This is a genomic window from Corallococcus carmarthensis, from assembly GCF_003611695.1.
GTDB classification, from domain to species: domain Bacteria; phylum Myxococcota; class Myxococcia; order Myxococcales; family Myxococcaceae; genus Corallococcus; species Corallococcus carmarthensis.
This window is the reverse complement of sequence record NZ_RAWE01000119.1, coordinates 1-18,285: the sequence shown is the minus strand read 5'-3', so window position 1 is coordinate 18,285 and position 18,285 is coordinate 1. Positions and strand designations below refer to the sequence as shown.

General features: G+C 69.1%; 19 protein-coding genes and 1 pseudogene. 17 read left to right on the top strand and 3 right to left on the bottom strand.

From position 1 onward, the window contains the following. Positions 1-78: 78 nt before the first annotated feature. The 7 genes from D7X32_RS27145 to D7X32_RS27115 all read left to right on the top strand — a co-directional run bounded on the left by D7X32_RS27145 (position 79) and on the right by D7X32_RS27115 (position 5,780). Entirely contained in the window at positions 79-1,443 is a 1,365-nt protein-coding gene (locus tag D7X32_RS27145; protein ID WP_120605479.1) for a phage portal protein, read from the top strand. A 28-nt stretch (positions 1,444-1,471) separates the two neighbouring features. Continuing rightward, complete coding sequence (locus tag D7X32_RS46965; RefSeq protein ID WP_244239200.1) at positions 1,472-2,545, top strand: HK97 family phage prohead protease; 1,074 nt, start codon at positions 1,472-1,474, stop codon at positions 2,543-2,545. Positions 2,546-2,606: 61 nt separating this feature from the next. Then, entirely contained in the window at positions 2,607-3,812 is a 1,206-nt protein-coding gene (locus tag D7X32_RS27135; RefSeq protein ID WP_120605478.1) for a phage major capsid protein, read from the top strand. Between the two features lie 39 nt (positions 3,813-3,851). Next, on the top strand, positions 3,852-4,286 hold the full coding sequence (locus tag D7X32_RS27130; RefSeq protein ID WP_120605477.1) for a hypothetical protein: 435 nt from the start codon (positions 3,852-3,854) through the stop codon (positions 4,284-4,286). An 86-nt stretch (positions 4,287-4,372) separates the two neighbouring features. Next, positions 4,373-5,029 carry a hypothetical protein gene (locus D7X32_RS27125; protein ID WP_120605476.1) on the top strand — a complete coding sequence of 219 codons (657 nt, stop codon included), beginning with the start codon at positions 4,373-4,375 and terminating at the stop codon, positions 5,027-5,029. Then, the gene (locus D7X32_RS27120) at positions 5,029-5,349 is read left to right on the top strand and encodes a hypothetical protein (protein WP_120605475.1); all 321 of its coding nucleotides are present in this window, start codon (positions 5,029-5,031) and stop codon (positions 5,347-5,349) included. The genes D7X32_RS27125 and D7X32_RS27120 overlap by 1 nt, the downstream gene beginning before the upstream one ends. Continuing rightward, complete coding sequence (locus D7X32_RS27115) at positions 5,349-5,780, top strand: phage tail terminator protein (RefSeq protein WP_120605474.1); 432 nt, start codon at positions 5,349-5,351, stop codon at positions 5,778-5,780. The genes D7X32_RS27120 and D7X32_RS27115 overlap by 1 nt, the downstream gene beginning before the upstream one ends. On the opposite strand, the gene D7X32_RS45085 is transcribed toward D7X32_RS27115, so the two are convergent. Beyond that, the gene (locus D7X32_RS45085; protein ID WP_147450280.1) at positions 5,764-6,384 is read right to left on the bottom strand and encodes a hypothetical protein; all 621 of its coding nucleotides are present in this window, start codon (positions 6,382-6,384) and stop codon (positions 5,764-5,766) included. The genes D7X32_RS27115 and D7X32_RS45085 overlap by 17 nt on opposite strands. A gap of 82 nt (positions 6,385-6,466) precedes the next feature. On the opposite strand from D7X32_RS45085, the gene D7X32_RS27110 reads away from it, so the two are divergent. The 7 genes from D7X32_RS27110 to D7X32_RS27080 are packed head-to-tail and all read left to right on the top strand — an operon-like array spanning position 6,467 to position 14,033. Then, positions 6,467-6,901, top strand: a complete 435-nt coding sequence (locus D7X32_RS27110) for a hypothetical protein (RefSeq protein ID WP_244239199.1) — start codon at positions 6,467-6,469, stop codon at positions 6,899-6,901. A gap of 13 nt (positions 6,902-6,914) precedes the next feature. Further along, complete coding sequence (locus tag D7X32_RS27105) at positions 6,915-7,373, top strand: phage tail tube protein (protein WP_120605472.1); 459 nt, start codon at positions 6,915-6,917, stop codon at positions 7,371-7,373. Between the two features lie 45 nt (positions 7,374-7,418). Further along, positions 7,419-7,811, top strand: coding sequence for a phage tail protein (locus D7X32_RS27100; protein ID WP_120605471.1), 393 nt, complete (start codon positions 7,419-7,421; stop codon positions 7,809-7,811). Between the two features lie 14 nt (positions 7,812-7,825). Then, positions 7,826-8,038 (top strand): hypothetical protein, encoded by a 213-nt coding sequence (locus D7X32_RS27095; protein ID WP_147450279.1) that lies wholly within the window; start codon positions 7,826-7,828, stop codon positions 8,036-8,038. An 18-nt stretch (positions 8,039-8,056) separates the two neighbouring features. Further along, on the top strand, positions 8,057-10,765 hold the full coding sequence (locus tag D7X32_RS27090) for a phage tail tape measure protein (RefSeq protein ID WP_120605469.1): 2,709 nt from the start codon (positions 8,057-8,059) through the stop codon (positions 10,763-10,765). A 27-nt stretch (positions 10,766-10,792) separates the two neighbouring features. Then, entirely contained in the window at positions 10,793-11,623 is an 831-nt protein-coding gene (locus tag D7X32_RS27085; protein ID WP_120605468.1) for a hypothetical protein, read from the top strand. Position 11,624: 1 nt separating this feature from the next. After that, positions 11,625-14,033, top strand: coding sequence for a fibronectin type III domain-containing protein (locus D7X32_RS27080; RefSeq protein ID WP_120605467.1), 2,409 nt, complete (start codon positions 11,625-11,627; stop codon positions 14,031-14,033). Positions 14,034-14,036: 3 nt separating this feature from the next. Here D7X32_RS27080 and D7X32_RS27075 read toward each other — a convergent pair whose 3' ends face one another. Continuing rightward, entirely contained in the window at positions 14,037-14,390 is a 354-nt protein-coding gene (locus tag D7X32_RS27075; RefSeq protein WP_120605466.1) for a hypothetical protein, read from the bottom strand. A 735-nt stretch (positions 14,391-15,125) separates the two neighbouring features. On the opposite strand from D7X32_RS27075, the gene D7X32_RS27070 reads away from it, so the two are divergent. The 3 genes from D7X32_RS27070 to D7X32_RS47875 all read left to right on the top strand — a co-directional run bounded on the left by D7X32_RS27070 (position 15,126) and on the right by D7X32_RS47875 (position 18,140). After that, the gene (locus D7X32_RS27070; protein WP_158625773.1) at positions 15,126-15,998 is read left to right on the top strand and encodes a hypothetical protein; all 873 of its coding nucleotides are present in this window, start codon (positions 15,126-15,128) and stop codon (positions 15,996-15,998) included. A 541-nt stretch (positions 15,999-16,539) separates the two neighbouring features. Then, on the top strand, positions 16,540-16,779 hold the full coding sequence (locus D7X32_RS27065; protein WP_120605464.1) for a helix-turn-helix transcriptional regulator: 240 nt from the start codon (positions 16,540-16,542) through the stop codon (positions 16,777-16,779). 149 nt (positions 16,780-16,928) lie between these two features. Next, positions 16,929-18,140, top strand: coding sequence for a tyrosine-type recombinase/integrase (locus D7X32_RS47875; protein WP_120605463.1), 1,212 nt, complete (start codon positions 16,929-16,931; stop codon positions 18,138-18,140). Here D7X32_RS47875 and D7X32_RS27055 read toward each other — a convergent pair. Beyond that, positions 18,025-18,279: pseudogene (locus tag D7X32_RS27055) on the bottom strand (YraN family protein); the annotation flags it as partial. The gene D7X32_RS47875 and the pseudogene D7X32_RS27055 sit on opposite strands and share 116 nt — an antisense overlap. Between the last annotated feature and the right edge of the window lie 6 nt (positions 18,280-18,285).

Here is an 18,285-nt window from a genome sequence, read left to right as displayed (position 1 = left end):
CGCCTAGAGCACAACACGAACGCCGCCGAGGCGCAAAGCAAGGTGGCTTGAAGTCCACTGCGCCCCTTCTCCCAGGGCATGGCCTTTCTCATTTCCCGCGTCGCCAAGGCGCTCGGCCTCGTCCCGGGCCCGCCCGGCGGAAAGCCGCAGCTCATCCACGCCCTGCCCCTCATCAGCTTCAGCCCGCGGAGGGGCAGCCGCGAGGTGCTCCTTGCCTACGAAGAGGACGACTGGCTGCGCACCGTGGTGGACACCATCGCGGACGCGGTGGCCACGCCTCGGTGGAAGGCCTTCAAGCGGGTGCGCCGCGGCGAGAAGCGGATGGACCCGCGCTGGAAGTCCCTGGATGGGCGGGAGCGCCGCAAGGCGCTGGCCGAATCCACGACGCGCGGCGAGTTGGTGGAGCTGGAAACCCATGAGTTGCTGACCCTGCTGGAGTCGCCGCACCCGCGGTTCCCCGGGCGCGAGTACCGGAAGCTCGCTCAGCTGCACGTGGACCTGGTGGGTGAGGCCTTCCTGGTGCTGCTGCGTGGCGCGGACGGGCGCCCGGTGGGCTGGGAGGTGGTGCCACCCCACAACGTGACGATGACGCCCGCGCTGGGCCGCCCCGCCTTCTTCATCTCCTACCAGCAGTACCAGGGCTGGGTGCCGGAGTCCGACGTCCTCTGGGTGAAGGCGCTCGCCCCCGCCAACCCCGAGGGGCGCGGCGCCGGCCGAGGACTCGCGCTGGGCGACAAGCTCGACACCATCGAGGCTATCGACAAGGCGACGAAGGCCACCTTCGAGCGAGGCGGCATCCCCGCCGCCATCGTCGGCCTGGGCAGCAAGAACAACGACGACGGCAGCACTACGGGCGAGGCCGCCGAGGACATCCAGAAGAAGTTCAACGCCGAGTTCCGCGGGCCCTCCAACGCGGGCAAGGTGTGGTTCGCCCCCGCGGACGTGACGCTCGCCCAGGTGCAGGTGAACTACCGCGAGCTGCAGGCGAAGGAGCTGGCGGCTAGCCTGCGCTCCTACGTGCGCCAGGCGTACAGCGTCCCGCCGGAGCTGGTGGGCGACCTCACCTCCAGCAACCGCGCGACGGCGGAGGCCGCGAAGTACCACTTGGCGGAGTACGCGGTGGCGCCGCGCCTGGAGTTCTGGCGCGCGTGGTACCAGCACGTCCTGGTTCCCCTCATCGACCGGGACGTCATCCTCGACTACGAGGACCCGCGTCCGCAGGAGTGGGAGCGCACCTTCCGGGCGATGACGACGCCGCCCACCGAGGGCGTCACCTGGAACGAGTGGCGCCGCTTCGCGAACCTGCCGGAGCTGCCGGAGCTGGAGGGCCAGCGTCCCAAGCCCCTGCCCGGCGCCGGCGGGGGCAACAACGCGGAGTCCGCCGCGGCGAACGCCACGCCCAACCCGCCGCGCGACCGCAGCGGAGAGGAGGACCGCGTGTAGCGGCAGGCACCGCCCCTTCTTCCTGGGCATGCGCAAGCCCAAGTCCATCCGCCAGAAGCTGCTCAGCGCCGCCCCGCCCGCCGAAGGCGCGGCCGGCGCTCCCGTCTTTCGCATCACCTCGCCCAACCTCGACCGGCACCGGGACCGCGTCCTCGCGGTGAAGTCCTCCGGCGAGGAGGTGCGCGTGCCGCTGCTGTGGGAGCACAACAGCTGGAGCCCGCCCGTGGGCTTCGCGCGCTGCTACCGCGAGGGCGACGCGTGGGTGATGGCGCCCGTCTTCGACGAGGTGGACGAGCTGTCCAAGACGATTGCCGGCAAGGTGAAGGCGGGCAGCCTGGGCGCGTGCTCCATCGGCTTCGTGCCGGTGGAGGAGCCGGTGCCCAACGCCGAGGGCGGCTTCGACTTCCCCCTCGTGGAGCTGCTGGAGGTGTCCATCGTCAACGTGCCCGCCAACGCGGACGCGGTGCGCCTGCGCTCGCTTGGCACCCGCGGCGCGCGCCCGGGCCTGGCCTCCGCCCTCAAGGCGCTCGCCACCAGCCAAGCGGCCCTGCTCGCCGTGCTCAAGTCCGAGGGCGCCGCACCCGAAGAGGAGCCCGAGGAAGAGAAGGATCTCGGCGACGTGGGCGACACGGGCGGTGAGCTGACGCCGAAGTCCTTCGCGGAGAGGCTGCTCGCGCGCCTCCAGGCGAGCGCGCAGCTCGCCGCTGACTTCCTCGCGGCGGGCCTCGAGGACGAGGTCCTGGTGCCGCTCGCCGAGGCGGTGGGCGCCAACCTCGCGGCGGACATCACCTCGCTCCAGGAGTGGCTCGCCGGCGGCGAGGAGCAGGCCGCCAGCCAGGACGCGTCCGAGGAGGAGCTCGACGAGGAAGCCGCCGACGACGCGGAGGCGAAGGGCGAGGACGCGGAGTCGGACGAAGGCGAAGAGCTGCCCGACGAGGAGGCCGCGTCCGAGGCGGAGGGGGAGGACGTGGAAGAGGAGCCCGACGAGGAGGAGGCCAAGTCGCTCCGGCTCCACGTCCGCAAGCACTTCGGCTTCACCGCCGCTCAGGCCGCCGCCCTCTCCGGCCGCGAGCTGCGCGAGTACTCCGCCCTCGCCGCGTAGGTAGGCCGCCCCTTCTCTCCTTCGACCCCCGCAGTCCCTTTCTGACTTCCGGAGCCCCACCATGAAGAACAAGACGAAGCCGAAGCCCGGCACCACGCCCACCACGCCCCCGGCGGCGCCTGCCCTCCCCGACTCCCTCCAGCGCGCGGTGGACGCCGCCGCCGTGAAGGCCGTCGAGGCAGGCCTCGCCTCGCGCCCCAGTCCCGTCGTTCCGGGCCCGGTGACGTCCGGCGCGAAGGACCTGCAGATGGACCCGCCCGAGGGCCGCACCGCTCAGGCCCGCCTGGGCGTCCTCATCAAGGCCAACTACGTCCGGAGCGCCGAGCGGCTCGGCATCGCGGACCGGCCGGGCCTGGAGAAGCTCAAGGCCTACGTGGAGCGCTGCAAGTCGGTGGGCGTCTTCGGCAGCATCTTCGAGCAGGGCGGCGCCCTCTACTCGCGCGAGACGCGCTCCGAAGAAGTCATCGAGCTGCTGCGCGAGGACGCCATCCTCCTGGCGGCCGGCGCGCGCACCGTCTCCGGGTACGGCGGCAAGTTCACCATCGGCCGCATCAACCAGGGCCCCACCGTCTACTGGGTGGGCGAGTCCCAGGCGCCGGAGAAGTCCGACGTGAAGACGGGCACCGTCGAGCTGGGCGCGCACAAGGCCATGGCCCTGGTGCCCATGTCCAATGACTTGATGCGCCTGGGCAACAGCACCGCCTCCGCCGACGTGGGCCGAGAGGTGACGCAGGCCATGGCGCTGGAGACGGACCTGGCGGGCCTCTACGGCAAGGGCGCGAAGAAGCCCACCGGCATCTTCGAGCTGGTGCCTAACGCCAACAAGAACGCCGTCACCGGCACGACGGCGGAGAACATCCGCAACGACCTGAAGCTCAAGCTCATCAAGCCGATTCTGGCCTCGAAGCTGAAGCTGGCGGGCAACCTGCCCTTCTACTTCATGGACTCGGCCAACCACCTCTACCTCTCGGAGCTGCGCGACAGCGCGGGCTACGTCTTCCCGGGCCTCCAGGACTTCGAGAACCCTCGCCTCAACGGCTTCCCGGTGAAGGTGACGGAGTCGCTGGCGGGCAAGGAGCACATCGGCTTCGGCCTGGCGGCGCAGCTGTACTACGGCGAGGCCTCGGCCATGGACGTGACGGTGGGCGAGTCCACCGGCGACTTCGAGGCGGACCAGATGACGCTGCGCGCGGTGTGGGAGGGCGACTGGGCCCTGCGCCACCGGCAGGCCTTCGCCTTCCTCACGGGCGCCAACTACGGCGGGTAGTCCGCGCGCCGCCTCTCCAACCCCAACCAGGACAGCCCCATGCACCCGACGCGCAACAACATCGGCGCCTACATCCACGCGGCCAACCTCTCGCATGCCCCGGCGGCCAACGCCGAGGGCGCGCGCAACGGCGCCGCCTTCCTCTTCGGCACCTACCGCAGCCTCGTCCTCTGTGTCGCCACGGGCGCCACCTCCGGCGGCCCCAGCTCCTTCACCGCCACGTACAAGATGCAGACGAGCGCCGACGGCACCACGTGGACGGATGCGAAGAACCGTGACGGCGCCGCCGTCAGCCTCACCGTCACCACCGCGAGCACCGCCGCGGAGCTGGACGTGGACCTCCAGGAGGTGGTGCCGGCCGCGCACGACCGGCTTCGCTTCGTGGAGACGGTGGACCTCACCGGCGGCGCCACGCCCACGCTGCTGAGCGGCGCCACCGTCATCTTCGGCGGTGGCCAGACGCTTCCCGTGTAGCGGCGGGCACGCCCTCCCCCTCCCGTGCCTGCCCGGGCCGGGGCGGCCTCGCGCCGCCCCGGCCCTCTTTCTGCCCCGAGGTGCCTATGCCTGCCATCGAGGACCTGCTCACCGCCGCCCAGCTGCCCGCCACCGTGCGCGACGCGGCCGACCCCGAGCGCCTGCCGCTGCTCATCACCGCCGCGTCCCTGGCCCTGGCCGCGCACGTGGGCTACCCGCTGCACCGGCGCGTGGGCGTCGTGGAGTCGGTGGCCAGCGCCGGCGGACGCTACCTCTGGCTGCGCTCCGGGGGCGTGCGCCAGGTGACGCGCGTGGAGGTGTGCGGCGTGGAGCTGCCGGCCGCCGCGTACGCGCTCGAGTCCGCCGTCATGGGCCGGGTGCTGGCGCGCGGGGAGGCGTGGCCCTTCACCGGCCGCTACTCGCCCGGCGTCTCCTCCACCCCGCTGCACGTGGAGGACACGGGCGAGCTCGTCGTCACCTACGACGCGGGCTGGGTGACGCCCGGCCAGGCCGCCCTGGACGCCTCGCTGCAGGTGGACCTGCCGGCGGATCTCCAGCTGGCGGCGCAGATGGTGGTGGGCGCGCTGGTGCACGGGGACGGCGCGGAGGAAGCCGTCTCCGAGTCCATCGGCGGCACGTCCCTGACGCGCGCCACGGACGAGGACGGGCAGCTGCCGGCGGTGCCCGCCCGCGCGCGGCGCCTGGTGGCCCGGTACCGTCGCCCGCGCCAGGGAGTGGCGTGATGCTGCTGGGCCACCGACTCAAGCAGCGCTTCGGCCTGGCGCGGCTGCTGGGCGTCAACGACCGCGGGCAGGAGGACTTCTCCGCGCCCACGGTGCACGCCTGCCGCTACGAGGGCAGCACGAAGCGCCTCGTCACCTCCGACGGCACCGATGCCACCTCCGAGGCCATGCTCTTCACGAAGGTGAAGGTGGAGCCCGGAGACGCGCTGTGGCTGCCCGGCGACACACCGGGCGACCTCAACACGCGACGCCGGCCGCTGCGCATCACCCCCTGCACGGACATCCGCGGGGGCACGGACCACTACGAGGTGTACGTCTGATGGGCGCCGAGCTGCACGACGTCGAGCTGCACGTGGTCCAGGTGCTGGACGCGGCCGCGCTGGGCATCTCCCGGGCGTCGTCCCCGCCCAGCCTCTACACTGGCCCCATGCCCATGCCGGCGCCGCCGCTTGCGGTGGCCGTGCGCGAGGTGCCAGGCGACGCGCCCGAGGATTACATGGGCACGGGGCGCAGCTACCTGCAGCGGGAAGTCCAGGTGCTGGTGCGCGGACGCGACTACCTGGAGGCCCAGGCCCTGGCCCGCAGGTGCTGGAGAGCGCTGCACCTGGCCGCCGTCCCCGGCTACGTCGCCTGCCGCGCGCAGGGCCTGCCCTCGTACCTAGGCGAGGGCGACAACCACCGGCACCGCTTCGTCTTCACCGTCACCACCACCTATGTAGTCGGCAAACGAGACGTTACTGTAGCTTTTTGAGTTCGGATGCCGCGTCGGTTTCTGCCCATAACGCCTGCGCTTTCTTTTTCGCAGAGAGGGCTATTTCACGACGCTTCTGGGCTCGTGCCTCCGCCAAATTAAGCATGTGACCTGGGGCCACCTTGGCTCGGACGTTAGGTGGTATGGATTTCAGCATTTGACGCCAAAGCACATCGGGGCCGGGATTTGGATTAAACTCCCACCAAGGTTCGCCAAACTCTAAGACTTTCGCCAAATCTGCCCAGCACCCCAGGTATTTCGCGGCGGCTGCGAAGAAGGCATCGCCAGTGAGGCGCCGAGACTTCGCCAGCTCCAGCCGAGCATTTGCTACGTAGTCTTCAGGCCAGGGCGTACGAGAGACGCATCCATCGGCAACATCGGATTCCCACTCCAGGACCTCGCGCTCCAACCGGATAATAGCATCGACACAGCGGATGCAGGCATCGGCTGTCGCAGCCTTATTTTCACGCCTCTCTTGATAGTTATCACCAACTACACGTCTGAGCGCGAGGGCAACAAGGGAGCCGCCGCCGAGGAGGCCCGCGACGAACGGTGACCATTGGGACCCTAGAAAGATCCCGACTGCATCAAGCCAAGTTGGCATGCATCTCTTCTCCGCCGTGCTCCGGACGCGAATAGGGTACTTCGCCCAAGACCGCCCCTTCTAGAGGGGTATGCCAGTCCGTGTGAAGCTCGACCTCGCCCCGCTCCTCAAGCTGCGCCAGCAGCCGCAGCGCGTGCTGCGCGAGTTGGACCGGGCCTGCTACGCGACCGTCCGGCACGCCCTGGACCTCTCCCAGTTCGACGTGCCGCGCGGGGACAGAGGCGTCGAGTACGACGAGCACGGGAACGAGAAGCCCACGGAGCGCCCGCTCGCGGAGACCGGCTTCCTGGACGGCCCCGAGTACCACATGGACCGGCGCCTCTCCGTCACCTGGGTGGCCGGGTACGCGCACCACGCCGCCGGCGCCATCCACGAGGGCGTGCACTGGGACCGGGTCACCGTCAACCCGGAGCCGCACTTCCTCAAGAAGGCCTTCCGCCGCTCACGCTCCATCGGCCGCAAGGGCGTGAAGACTGCCCTTGAGCAGGCTTTGAAAGAGATGTTTCCCCCGAAGTGAAAGGAATTGAGTCATGGCCGGAGAACCCGACGTCCTCTACGCACAGCGCATCCACTTCACCCCCTCCCCCACGACCACCCTCGTGACGTTGGAGGATGGCACCGTCGAGGCGCCCGCCACCGAACTGGACGGCATCAGCGAGTGCAGCGTCGCCACGGCCGTCGACAGCGTGGACACGAACTACTTCGGCAGCGACGGCTTCAAGCGCAACGCCGCCACGCTGCGCGGACTCACCCTCAACGTCAGCGGGCACCGCATCAAGGGCAACGCCGCGCAGGACCTGATGGAGACGCACATGCTCTCCGGCCAGGTGGGCTACCTGCACGTCATCAAGGACGAGGCCGCGACCGCGGGCCAGCGTGGGGTGCGGTACGTGGTGCGCATCATGTCCTTCGACTCGGGCGGCCCCTCCTCCGACGTGAACAAGCTGACGTGCTCGCTCACCGGCCAGGGCGCCCCCGTCAAGGTGTAGCCGCCCCTTCCTCCCTTCGCAGTACCCACCTCGGAGAAGACAGACATGAGCGACACCCATCAGTACCGCAAGCCCATCGGCACCGCCCGGCAGTTCATCAAGCGCATCGCCATCGACGGCGCGGACTACGACCTCTGCGAGCCGTCGGGAGGCGACAAGACCCTCGTGCTGAAGATGAGTGAGAAGGCCGGGGAGATTGACGCGGACCGCAACCCCGTCTCTGCGGACGCCGGCATCTACTTCCTGGCTCGCGTCGCCATCGCCTCGCTGTACCACCCGGGCGGTCGGCGCCGCGTGTTCGACCTGAACAGCCAGGAGGACCTCGAGGCCGTGAAGCTGGAGCCATGGCTGATGGACCACGCCAAGGACTTCACCTCCAGCTTCGGCGGCAAGACGGTGGAGGAGGAGAAGGGAAACTCCGAAGCCACCCCGAGCTGAATGCCATCTACGGGGTGGCGAAGATGATGCACTGCTCGCCGGAAGAGGTGCGCTCCTGGCCCTGGTCCGACGTCGTGCGCCTGCTGGCGTACAGCGCACTGGAGCGCGAGGAGTTCGACCGGCGCGTGCAGCAGAACCCCGGCGCGTCGCGCCGCACGCCCGCGAGCGGCCCCACCACCAACACCACCGTCTACCGCTTCGGCCCGAGGCCCGCGCCGAAGCGGTAGCAGTCCTGGAGTGCTGTCATGGCATTGAAGGTCGGAGACCTCTACATCACCGTCACCGCGTCCATTGGCGAGGCCGTGGCCAACCTCGGCAAGGTCGTGAAGCACGCGGAGAAGGTCGCCAAGCAGGTGAAGGAGGCGACCGAGCCCATCGGGAACATCGGCGCCGTCGTCGCCGCCGGCATCGCCGCTGCGGTGGCTGCCGCCGCCGAGTCGAACGCGGCCATGAAGGAGCAGACCGAGCACATCAAGGCGCTGCTCATCACGCTCGCCGCGGAGCTCGGGGACCTCTTCGCGCCGCTGGTGAAGAAGATTGCCCACATCATCGAGCAGGTGGTGGCGAAGCTCCAATCCCTCTCGCCCGCGACGAAGCGAGGAGTGGCCAACATGGCCGCGTGGGTGGCCGGCGTGGGTCTCGGCATTGGCGCCGTGGGCAAGCTCGCGGGAGCCATGGAGGGACTCTTCAAGGGCTTCGGTGTCTTCCTGGGGATGAGCAAGGACGTGCTGTCTGTCTTCACCCACCTGGGCGTGGGCGCGGGCAAGGCCCTCCAGTCCCTCCAGACGTTGGCGCAGGTGGACATCGGCAAGGCGCTGGCCGGCATGAAGTCCGGCGTCGGTGGGCTCGGCTCCGCGGTAGCGGACTTCACGAGTTCCGTCCCATCCCTTCTGGGCAGCGTCGGGCGGATGGCCATGAGCTTCGCCGCGGCGGCGATCCCCATCCTGGCCGTTGTCGCCGCGCTCGCGGGTATCGCTCTGCTCGTCGGCAGCGTCTACAAGTCGTGGGGGGACATCAAGTACCTGGCCAAGGAGGCCTGGAGCACGATGTCTCAGTCCATCTCCGAGATGATGGCGGGTCTGAGCGACCTGGGCATGAAGCTCGCGAACATCTTCCGGCTCGCCTTCAGCGCCGTGGCCGGCACCATCGAGGCCATGGTGGATCGCTCGCTCGATTTCGTGGCCTTTCTCGTAGCCGGCGCGGCCCGCACTCTGCGCCCCATCGCGGAAGCAGCGCAGATGCGGGGAGTTGCGGGCGTGCTGAAGCCCATGGAAGGACTCACGGGGAAGCAACTCAAGCAGGACATCAAGGATGCCCTGGGAGCGATTAGCAACGCCTCCTTCGCAGGTCTCGACAAGGCGACCTCCGAATTCACGAAGGGCGCTGAGGCGTTGGCGACGAAGGCTGCCGATGGAGCGAAGGCGGCAGCGGACGCCGTGAAGGATACGGTTGGCTTCGGGGTTCAGCACTCCATCTCCGGCATCCAGGACCTGGTCGCGGCGGTCCTCAACTCGAAGACAGTGGAGGAGTGGAAGGGGAAGATGGAGGAGCTGAAGTCCCTCCTCGGCTCGCTCTTCGACGGGAACCTGACGGCCACGCTTCGCACCGGCGCCGGAGACGAGAACGGCATCGAGGTGTCCGCAGCAGGCCACAAGGGAACGGAGCGCTTCGCGGAGCGCCTACGAGGCGGGCTGGGCTCTCCCACCATGGACGGCTACGCGAAGATGATCGAGGAAAACGCCAAGGCACTGGCGGAGGCGACTCGCAAGGCAGCTGAGGACGCGGCGGCAGCGGCCAAGGCCGCGAAGGAAAGCCTCCTCAACGGCTTCCTCGCGCAATTGGGCGAAATGGGCACCCTCATCAACAGGGCGCGTGAAGGGGCCACGGCGGGTGGCTGGTGGGGCGCCATCCTCGCGGTCATCGGTGAGCTGATCATGGGCTCCGACCAGATGGCCGAAGCCATCGACGTCCTCAACGGTGTCATTGGGTCGCTGAAGGACCTCTTCGGAGCGGCAGCTTCCGGACTCGATACCATCGGGGGTGCCATCGGCTACCTCGCCAACGTCCTCACCGAGGTGTTGCAGCCGACGATGGAGGCGATGGGGCAGGCCATGGAGGCCATCGCGCCCATCATCGTCCTGGTGGGTGTCGTCCTTCAGATGCTCGCTCCGGCCATCCAGGCCATCGGGAAGGCGTCCGCGTGGCTCCTGGAGAACGTCCTCAAGGGACTCTTCCAGGTGCTGCGCTACGTGGGCATCGCCATCCTGTGGTTCATCAAGGGGCTGGGGTCCGCGTGGAACGGCATCGTCTCTGCCATCCAGGCGGTGTTCCGGGCGCTGGGCGACATCTCCATCTTTGGCGCGCATCCCCTGGGTTTTCTCAGGGGGTGGGCCAACTCGATGGAGGGCGCCAAGGTGAACACGGAGTCGCTGGCGCGGAGCATCCAGGAGTTGGAGGGCCTGACGTGGGACGCGGCCATGGCCAAGGCCCGGGAGACGGCGGAGGTCCTCAAGAACCGCGACGCGCTCGAAGACGTCAACGAGGCGCTCAGCAACGTGCCCGACTTGTGGAAGGTGGCTCTCCGGCGGTTCGACGTGCAGGACGAGCAGGACGGCCCCAACACCTCCACCGGCACCCCGCGGTCGCCCACGCCAGGCGGCCCTTCGAGTCCGGCGACTCCCGCGCCCGAAGTGCTGCCCCCCGTCAGCCGCGGAGACAGCGGTGCACCAGGCTTGTTCCCCTGGTTGCAGGACCTCGTCGACCGCGTGCAGGGGGGCTCCAACGCCGCGGGGACGGCCAGCGCCGCGGCGATGCCGCCCGTCCAGTACAACATCACCGGCTACGACATCACCGACGCCATGGCGCAGGCCCGGAAGGACTACGAGGACCGGCAGCGCCGCGCGAGCCTCCGCAGCTACGGCACGTCCGCCGCCGTCGGCCCCCGGTACGCGTAGCACCGGGCCCGCCCCTTCTGGAGGGGCATGGCCTACCTCACCCTCAGCGGCATCGAAGTGCGGTGCTCAGCCGCCAAGGGGCTCACGCAGAAGCCCACCCTGCTGGGCCCGCGCGTGCGGACCTTCCGCGGCTGGGCGCAGAGCGGCACCCGGGCGCGCGTCTACACGTGGTCAGCAGGGACGCCGCCCATGCCGATGACCGATGCGCAGGCCTTGCGTCGCCTCCTCGACGGCGACGGGCACAGTTGGACGTTCGCGGACGCGACGGCCAATTCCTTCACGTCCAGCAAGGGCGCTGTGCCTTCCAGCCTCAATGGCGTGCCCCAGGCCGGCACGGCCATTCCCGGACGCTGGGGCAACGGCGCGATGTTTCTGAACCCGGGCGAGGAGGTGACCTGGGCCATCGGCACGCGCTTGGACTGCACCGTGGGTTTCTGGCTCCGCACCGACTACGTCGGCTCCAACTGGACGCATGTCGTCGCGTGCTTCAAGGCCGACGCCCTCTACGTCAACGGCAGCGAACTGGGCATCGTGGATGACATGGAAGGCGAGTTGGGCCTCGTCGTCTCGGTCTCCGAGGGCGTGCTCTCCGTCCTTGCCGCCGCCGACGTCGCGGTGAGTGACCTCGTCTACCTGCCCTACACCGTGCCGCCCGCGTGGGTGCCTCAGTGGGCCGCCGCGACAGCGCCCTTCGGCCCGCTGCCGTACCACACCGCGGACGGCTACGGCCTTCCTGCGCCTTGCCGCGTGCTGGGCCAGGCGGGCGACGCGCAGGCCGTGGAGTACGACGAAGACGGCGCGCGAGTGCAGGGCCAGTACCTCGACTTCGAACTGTGGCAGCAACCGGAGGACACCTGACATGCGCACGCTCTCGACGGCCGAAGTGGCGGCCCTCACCTGTCCCGCGGGTTTCGCCTCGCACCTGCGCGTCCTGGTACAGCGCGGCCCCACGTGGACGGACCTCTCCACACTGCTGCCCGGGGACTACCTGCTGGGGGTGAGCTGGTCGGACAGCATCGAGGCCCCAGTGTCCGACGCCACCGCCACCGTCGCGCGCAACGGCCCGGACGGGAAGCGCCTCAGCCTCTCGCCCCTGGTGGTGAGCAGCTTCCTCAACGCCGTGGACGGCGCCTTCCTGCCGCTGCTGCGCGAGGGCGCGTACTTCCGGGTGGAGGTGGCCACGGTGCCGCTGGACACGCGCCGCGCGGACGTCCCCGCGAGTGCCTGGCGCGAGGCGTGGCGCGGCCGCATCGACGAGGTGGACGCAGGCGGGGACGAGCTGCGCGTCACCGGGCGCGACCTGGGCGGCCTGCTCCAGGACACCTGGGCGGAGGTGGAGCGCCCGTACGGCAGCACCGCTGGCACGCCCGTCCAGTCCGTCATCCAGTCCCTCCTCAACGACAACGGCTTGTCCTCCTTCGGCCTCTTCACGCCGGTCAACCCGCTGTCCATGCGCGGGCCCTACGTGCAGCAACGTGAGCCGCTGCTGGACGCGGTGCGCGCGCTCGCGGAGCAGATTGGCTGGGACGTGCGCATGCGGTGGCGCGAGGACGCGGGTGCTTTCGCCCTCACCCTCTGGAGCCCGGACCGACTGACGGACACGCCGGTGGTCACCTTCGGCCCGGACAACGTGCTGGAGCTGGGCGAGTTGAGGCGCGGCCTGGAGCACATCCGCAACGTGGTGGAGGTGGTGTACTCGGACAAGGCGGACAAGGACGCCACCGGCACGAAGAAGCGCAAGACGGTGACGGCCACCAACCCCTCCTCCGTCGCGCTGTACGGCCGCCGGTGGATGCAGGTGGCGGAGGGCGCTTCCTCCCTCATCGACACCCAGGTGGAGGCGCAGCGCCTGGCGGACGCGGCCATCGCGGACCTGTCCGAGTCCGCGCTCCGCCTGTCGCTGACGCTGCCGGGCATCCACTGGTACCTCCAGGCGGCGGACCTCGTGCAGGTGCTGCCGGACGGCGTGCACTTCGACTCGCCCCAGCGCCTGGCCGTCGTCTCCGCGGACTTCGAGTGCGCCAGCAGCGGCGAGGCGCGGACGAAGCTGGAGCTCCAGGGCCGCCCCAGCACCAGCCGCGCCGTCTGGGCGGAGAAGGACGCGCGCCCCGGCATCGCGCCGTCCGCGGCCTTCACTGGGCCCGCCGCGCCTTCGGGGCTGGTGGTGGCCAACACCGTCAACGGCTTCAGCCTCGCGTGGACGCCGGCGGCGGATGGCACGCCGTGGGACTCCTACGAGCTGCACGTGAGCAGCACCGCCAGCTTCACGCCCTCCCAGGCGACGTTCCGCGAGAACAGCCGCGCCACGCGCTTCGAGGTAGCGGACCTGGTGGCGGGCCGCGCCTACTACGCACGCGTCATCCCCCGCGACGCGCGGGGCAACGCGGGCCCTGCCAGCGCGGAGGTGACGCTCTCGCCCCGGTACGTCGCGCCGTCCATGCTCCTGCCCACCGTGACGTACGCGGTGCTCCCGCTCAACGCGGACTTCGAGGCGCTCAGCAACCACGACTCGCCGCCGGATGGCTGGAGCGTCTCACCCGGCGTCTGGAATGTGGATGCCTTTGACGCCTCCGCGACGCCCAACGTCTTCTCCGGCGTCCGCTCGGTGCGGCTCGCGCCGACGCTGGTGGCGACGCTTCTGGCGTCGCAGGTTTTCAGCGTCAGGCCCGGGGACACGCTCGTTCCCAGCGCGATGGTGCTTGGGGCCTCCGACGCAAGCCCCGCGTACAAGGCCATGCTGCTCATCCGCTGGCTGACGACCACCTTCGGCTTCGCTGGGGCGGATGTCGTGGACGAGTCGAACCTCTCCAACATTGCCTGGAACGAGCTGGGCCGGGGCAACACCGTGAAGGCACCCAGCACCGCGCGGTACGCCCAGGTGTTCGTCGGCAAGTCCACCGCGGGGCCGTACACCTGCTACGTGGACTCCGTGCGAGTGGTGATTCAGCCGCCCTCTCAGCCCCGGCAGGAAGCAGCGCTGATTGCCGCTTCCGGCTGGGTGAGCATTGGCGCCCCTCGCGGCCCCACCTACTACAAGAACAGCGCGGGAGACGTCGTCCTCGGCGGCGGCCTGAAGTCCGGCACCATGGGCAGCGCCGCCTTCGTGCTGCCCCCTGGCTACCGCCCGCTCAACGAGCAGCGCCTGCCGGTAGACTGCGGTGCCCTCTACGGCCGGGTGCGCATCACGTCTGACGGCGCCGTGACGCCCATCTCCGGCAGCACGTCCGAGTTCAACCTCGACGGCGTGCGCTTCCGCGCGGAGGCGTGAGGCTCACGGTTGGAGCGCGGCGACGACCTTCTGTCGAGCCGCGTCGTCGCCGCCCCAAACCATGAAAATGACGTTGCCCTTATGCACGCGCACCTCTGGGGCGAAGGGCGAGTCGTCCATCATCTCCTTCCACTTGCCCGCCGCATCAGATGTGTGGAATTGCATGATCGCGACTTCGACATCTCCGGCCTTATAGTCATAGGACCGGGGCGCTACGACCTGCCCCTTGTCCTCCGTCTTCTCCGTCAGGACGACGCCGCGCGATTTCGCGAAGGACTCGGCGGACTCGATGGTGTCGAGTCCCTTTGAGCAAGCAACGGCAGACAGGGCGAGCACGACGGCAAGGATACGGGACATGGACAGCCTCCTGGCTCAAGGCGTAGCACCCATGGTCTCACGCGGACAACGCACGCCGTTCCATGTCACCCGTCGTGCAGCCCTAGACTGCACACCCGGCCGTAGCTCATGACGAAGGTAGGGCCGCCGCAGGTGGGGCAGCGTTCCTCGGGTGGAATCTCGCGCGGCTGAGGCACCGGCTTGCCCACGCCCTGGAGGCGGTCCAAGTCGCGCAGGAAGTCCGCGCGGACCTGTCGGTGGCGCTGCAAGTCGGGTGATGGGGTTCTGGGTCGGCGGTGACGCATCGTCCCTCCTCCGGAGAGGAAGGGGTGACAGCCGCGAAGCAGGGGCGCATGTTCGGCCGACCGCGATTAGAGATATCTCTATTGACCCTAAGTAGAGATATCTCTATTGTCATTTTGACCAGCCCGGAGATCCCTATGGAGAGGCCTTGCCGCGCGACATGAAGAAGATACCAGGGCGACAGAGAGCTGTTCGCGGCACCGTTGTAGCGAAGCAACTCCTGAGACATACGGCGCGCTCCCTCAGCGCTCAGAGCTATTTGGTGAGGTGGTTGTCGGGGCATCCCGAAGAGGGGGCGGAGGCATCTGAGGCGGGAGTCACCCGAATGGGCTTGGAAGAAGCGGCCCTCGCCCGAGGGTGGGTGCCTCCAGATGACGAGTGATAGGGCGTGCGGATGATTGCCCGCTCGGTTCAATCCATGATCTACGCTCGAATCCGGAAAGGCCGGAGCGAATGAATATGCGACGCGAGCAGCCGTTGGTTAAGCAGCACAAGGGCGGGGTGGGGCCGTATCGCTTCGGGCGGCGGCTGCGCATGGGCGAGGGGCTGGGACGCGTCTACGAGGCGCGGAACGAGGAGACGGGCAACCCGGCTTACGTGGTGACACCCACCGGGGCGCGGGTGGACTTGGCGCCGCAGGTGGCGATTCAGTACCTCGTGACGACCTCCGTCCGCCCGGCATTCATCGCCTGCGAGCTTCTCTCCGTCCCGCCAGACGCCTCGCCCTCCGCGGTGGAGGCGGAGCTGTTGGATGCGAGCGAGGACGTGATGGATGTGCTGCACGAGGTGAAGTGGACGAAGCGAGGGCTGGCGCACCTGCTGACTGGACGTGTCCCCGTGTTGCCGCGCGAGCCCCTCGTCCCAGAAGCTCCGATTCCCGTTTCGCATTGGGCCTACGCAGTTCGGGGCATGCGCATCGTCACGGCCCTTTCCGTCGCGGCGGCCGGCGTCCTCCTCGCCCTCCATGCATCGCCGCCGCCCGAGCCTCCCCGTACTCCGGAGCCCCAGGTGGAGTACGTCCCGGCCACGCTCGCCGACGGCGTCATGACGAACGCCCTCGCTGGCGGCTCGTCGTCCCAGCCGTTGAAGGTGGAGCGCCGCCTTGTCGTTCCGGACAAGCCGCTCGACGGTCAGAAGGTGCCGCCGTGCGCGAAGCCGGAACGCGAGGTTAACGGAGGCTGTTGGCTGTACCTGGGCGACAAGCCGCCGTGTCCGCCGAAGACGGCAGAGTTCAAAGGCGGCTGCTACGTCGCAGTGCCGGCGCCTCCAGGGCAGGCTCTCTGGGGAATGCCTCCGCCGGGCTTCAGCGCGCCGACACAGCGGTAGAAATGCAATACCTCCAGCGAGGGAGGTGGACTTGACTTCCTCGCAGCGCGAGCCGTACCTTGCTCCGCGCTGTACCGCAGTACTCGCTAGGGCTTCGGCCTCTATGAGTAGCGAGATCCCACCTTCGCCGGCTCGCCGGCACAATTTGAGTCTCCTCCCGCGAGGCATACCCATGCGATGGGGTGCAGCCCGTGAGGACGACTCCGGCACCGCGCTTACGGACTCATAGCCGTAGGCGAGGGTGCCGTCTTGTCGAGGTGGCGGCATGTCAGCACAGCAACCCGCGAAGCAGTCAGCGCAGGCACCGCGTGCGGACGCGTCGTCCGGCCTCCGGGCTCCCGCTCACGGACTAGAAGACATAAGCGGGGGTGCCGTCATTTCGTCCGCGCCGTCCCGTGCGCTGGACGCAAGCCCCGAGGCGAGACGGAGCAACGCTCTGCACGCGCCAGCGCTCCCCAGCGCCCCCGCCCCCTCCGGCTGGCGTCGAAGCTGCATCGCGCGAGGCACCAACGCCACGGCAGAGTCCGACAACGAGGTAAGCATGAGCTGTGACGGGAGCAGTCCCGGTGAGGGGGTGCGGCTGGCTGCCGTGCCCGAAGAGGGGTTCTGGTCGGCGGAGAAGGTGGCCGCCTACCTCGGTGTGTCCACTGCCTGGGTGTGGAAGCAGGTGCGGGCCAACACGGGCTTTCCCTTCGTGAAGCTGGGTACGCGCAACTACCGCTTCAGCCCGGCGAAGGTGCGCGCGTGGGTGGAGCAACAGCCTTCGGAGAAGCGTCCGTGACGAGCGTCTACTTCCGCCCCAACCGCACAGGGAAGGCGCTCGTCGCAGCTGGCAAGCGCCTTCGCCGGGAAGCTCCGACATACGGCACATGGTGGCTGCGCTACCGCGACGAGGCGAGCCGCAAGGTGCGTGAGGCGTGCGAGGCACGAATGGAGGCGGAGGCCGAACGCCTCGTTCACGAGAAGGCGATGCGAGCGGAGCGTGTCCGTGCAGGCTTGGAGAAGATGCCGGTGGCGCCCATTTCCTGCGCGGAGCTCATGGAGAAGTACGAAGCGGCGTGCCAGCACTTGGCGAGCATCAAGATTGTGAGGAGCCAGCTGCGACGGTGGATCGCCCCACACTTCGGCAAGAAGCTCGTCACGCAGGTGACGCCCGCCGACTGCGAGGCGCTGATGCAGAAGTCCCGCGATGCAGGCCAGGCTGAGACAACGACCCGCGTCCTCTACATCCGCGCGCGTCACGCCTTCGAGTACGCGCGCAAAAAGCTGCTCGTCATCGAGAGGAACCCGTGGGCGGCGCTGAGCCATCCTCCCCTACCGCGACGGTCTGTGACGGTGCTTCGGCCCGAGCAGATTGCGGCGCTGATTGCAGCGGCCGGACCCTGGCGCCCCCTACTCCTGGTAGCGATTCTGACGGGAATGCGCCGCGGCGAGTTGGCCGCACTTCGGTGGGAGGACATTGACTGGAGCGCCGGAGCGAATGGCGTCATCCACGTGCGTCGGAGCTGGGGGCGGGACACCACGAAAGGCGGGAAGGAGCGCGTCGTTCCCGTACACCCGCAGTTGCGACCGGAACTGGAAGCGCACCAACGCAAGGCCGGCGCTTCACAGGAGCTCGTGTTCCCGTCCTCTCGCAGTGGTGGGATGCGGCACTCAGCGTGGCCGGCGACGGCGCTCCTGCGCAACATCGCGGCCCGCGCGGGTGTGGTGCTCCCCGAGCGCTACACTTTCCACGGCCTCCGCAAGCAGTTCGGCAGCCTTGTGCACCAAGCCACCGGGGACCTCGTGGCCACGCAGCGCCTGCTGGGGCACTCCACGCCCCAGATTACGGCGGCAGTTTACCTCTCGACCGACGTGGCACACCTCGAGCATCAGATGGGGAGGTTCCGCCTTGTGGCGGGCGAGCACACGCCGAGCACACAGGCTACAGTCCAGGTCGCGCCCGTTCGCGAGGCGGCCGGTAACCACCCACAACTACAAGGGATTCCGGCCATGCCAGCGCTTGAATCTGCGGCAAGCGATTCTAGAAGAGATAGTGCAGCGCGGCCTTCACCACCCGGCGCTGCTTGGCGAAGGACACGGTGTGCGACGGGTCTCCCCAGGCCGCGGTGGAGCGCATGCGCACCTCCACGAAGCACATGAGCTCCCCCTGCTCCGCCACGATGTCCAGCTCGCCGTAGCGGCACGTCCAATTGCGCGCCACGACCCGGAAGCCCTGCGACTCCAGCAGGCGCACGCCCTCCGCCTCCGCCACGTTCCCCACGTCCCGCCGCGTCCCCATTCCGCC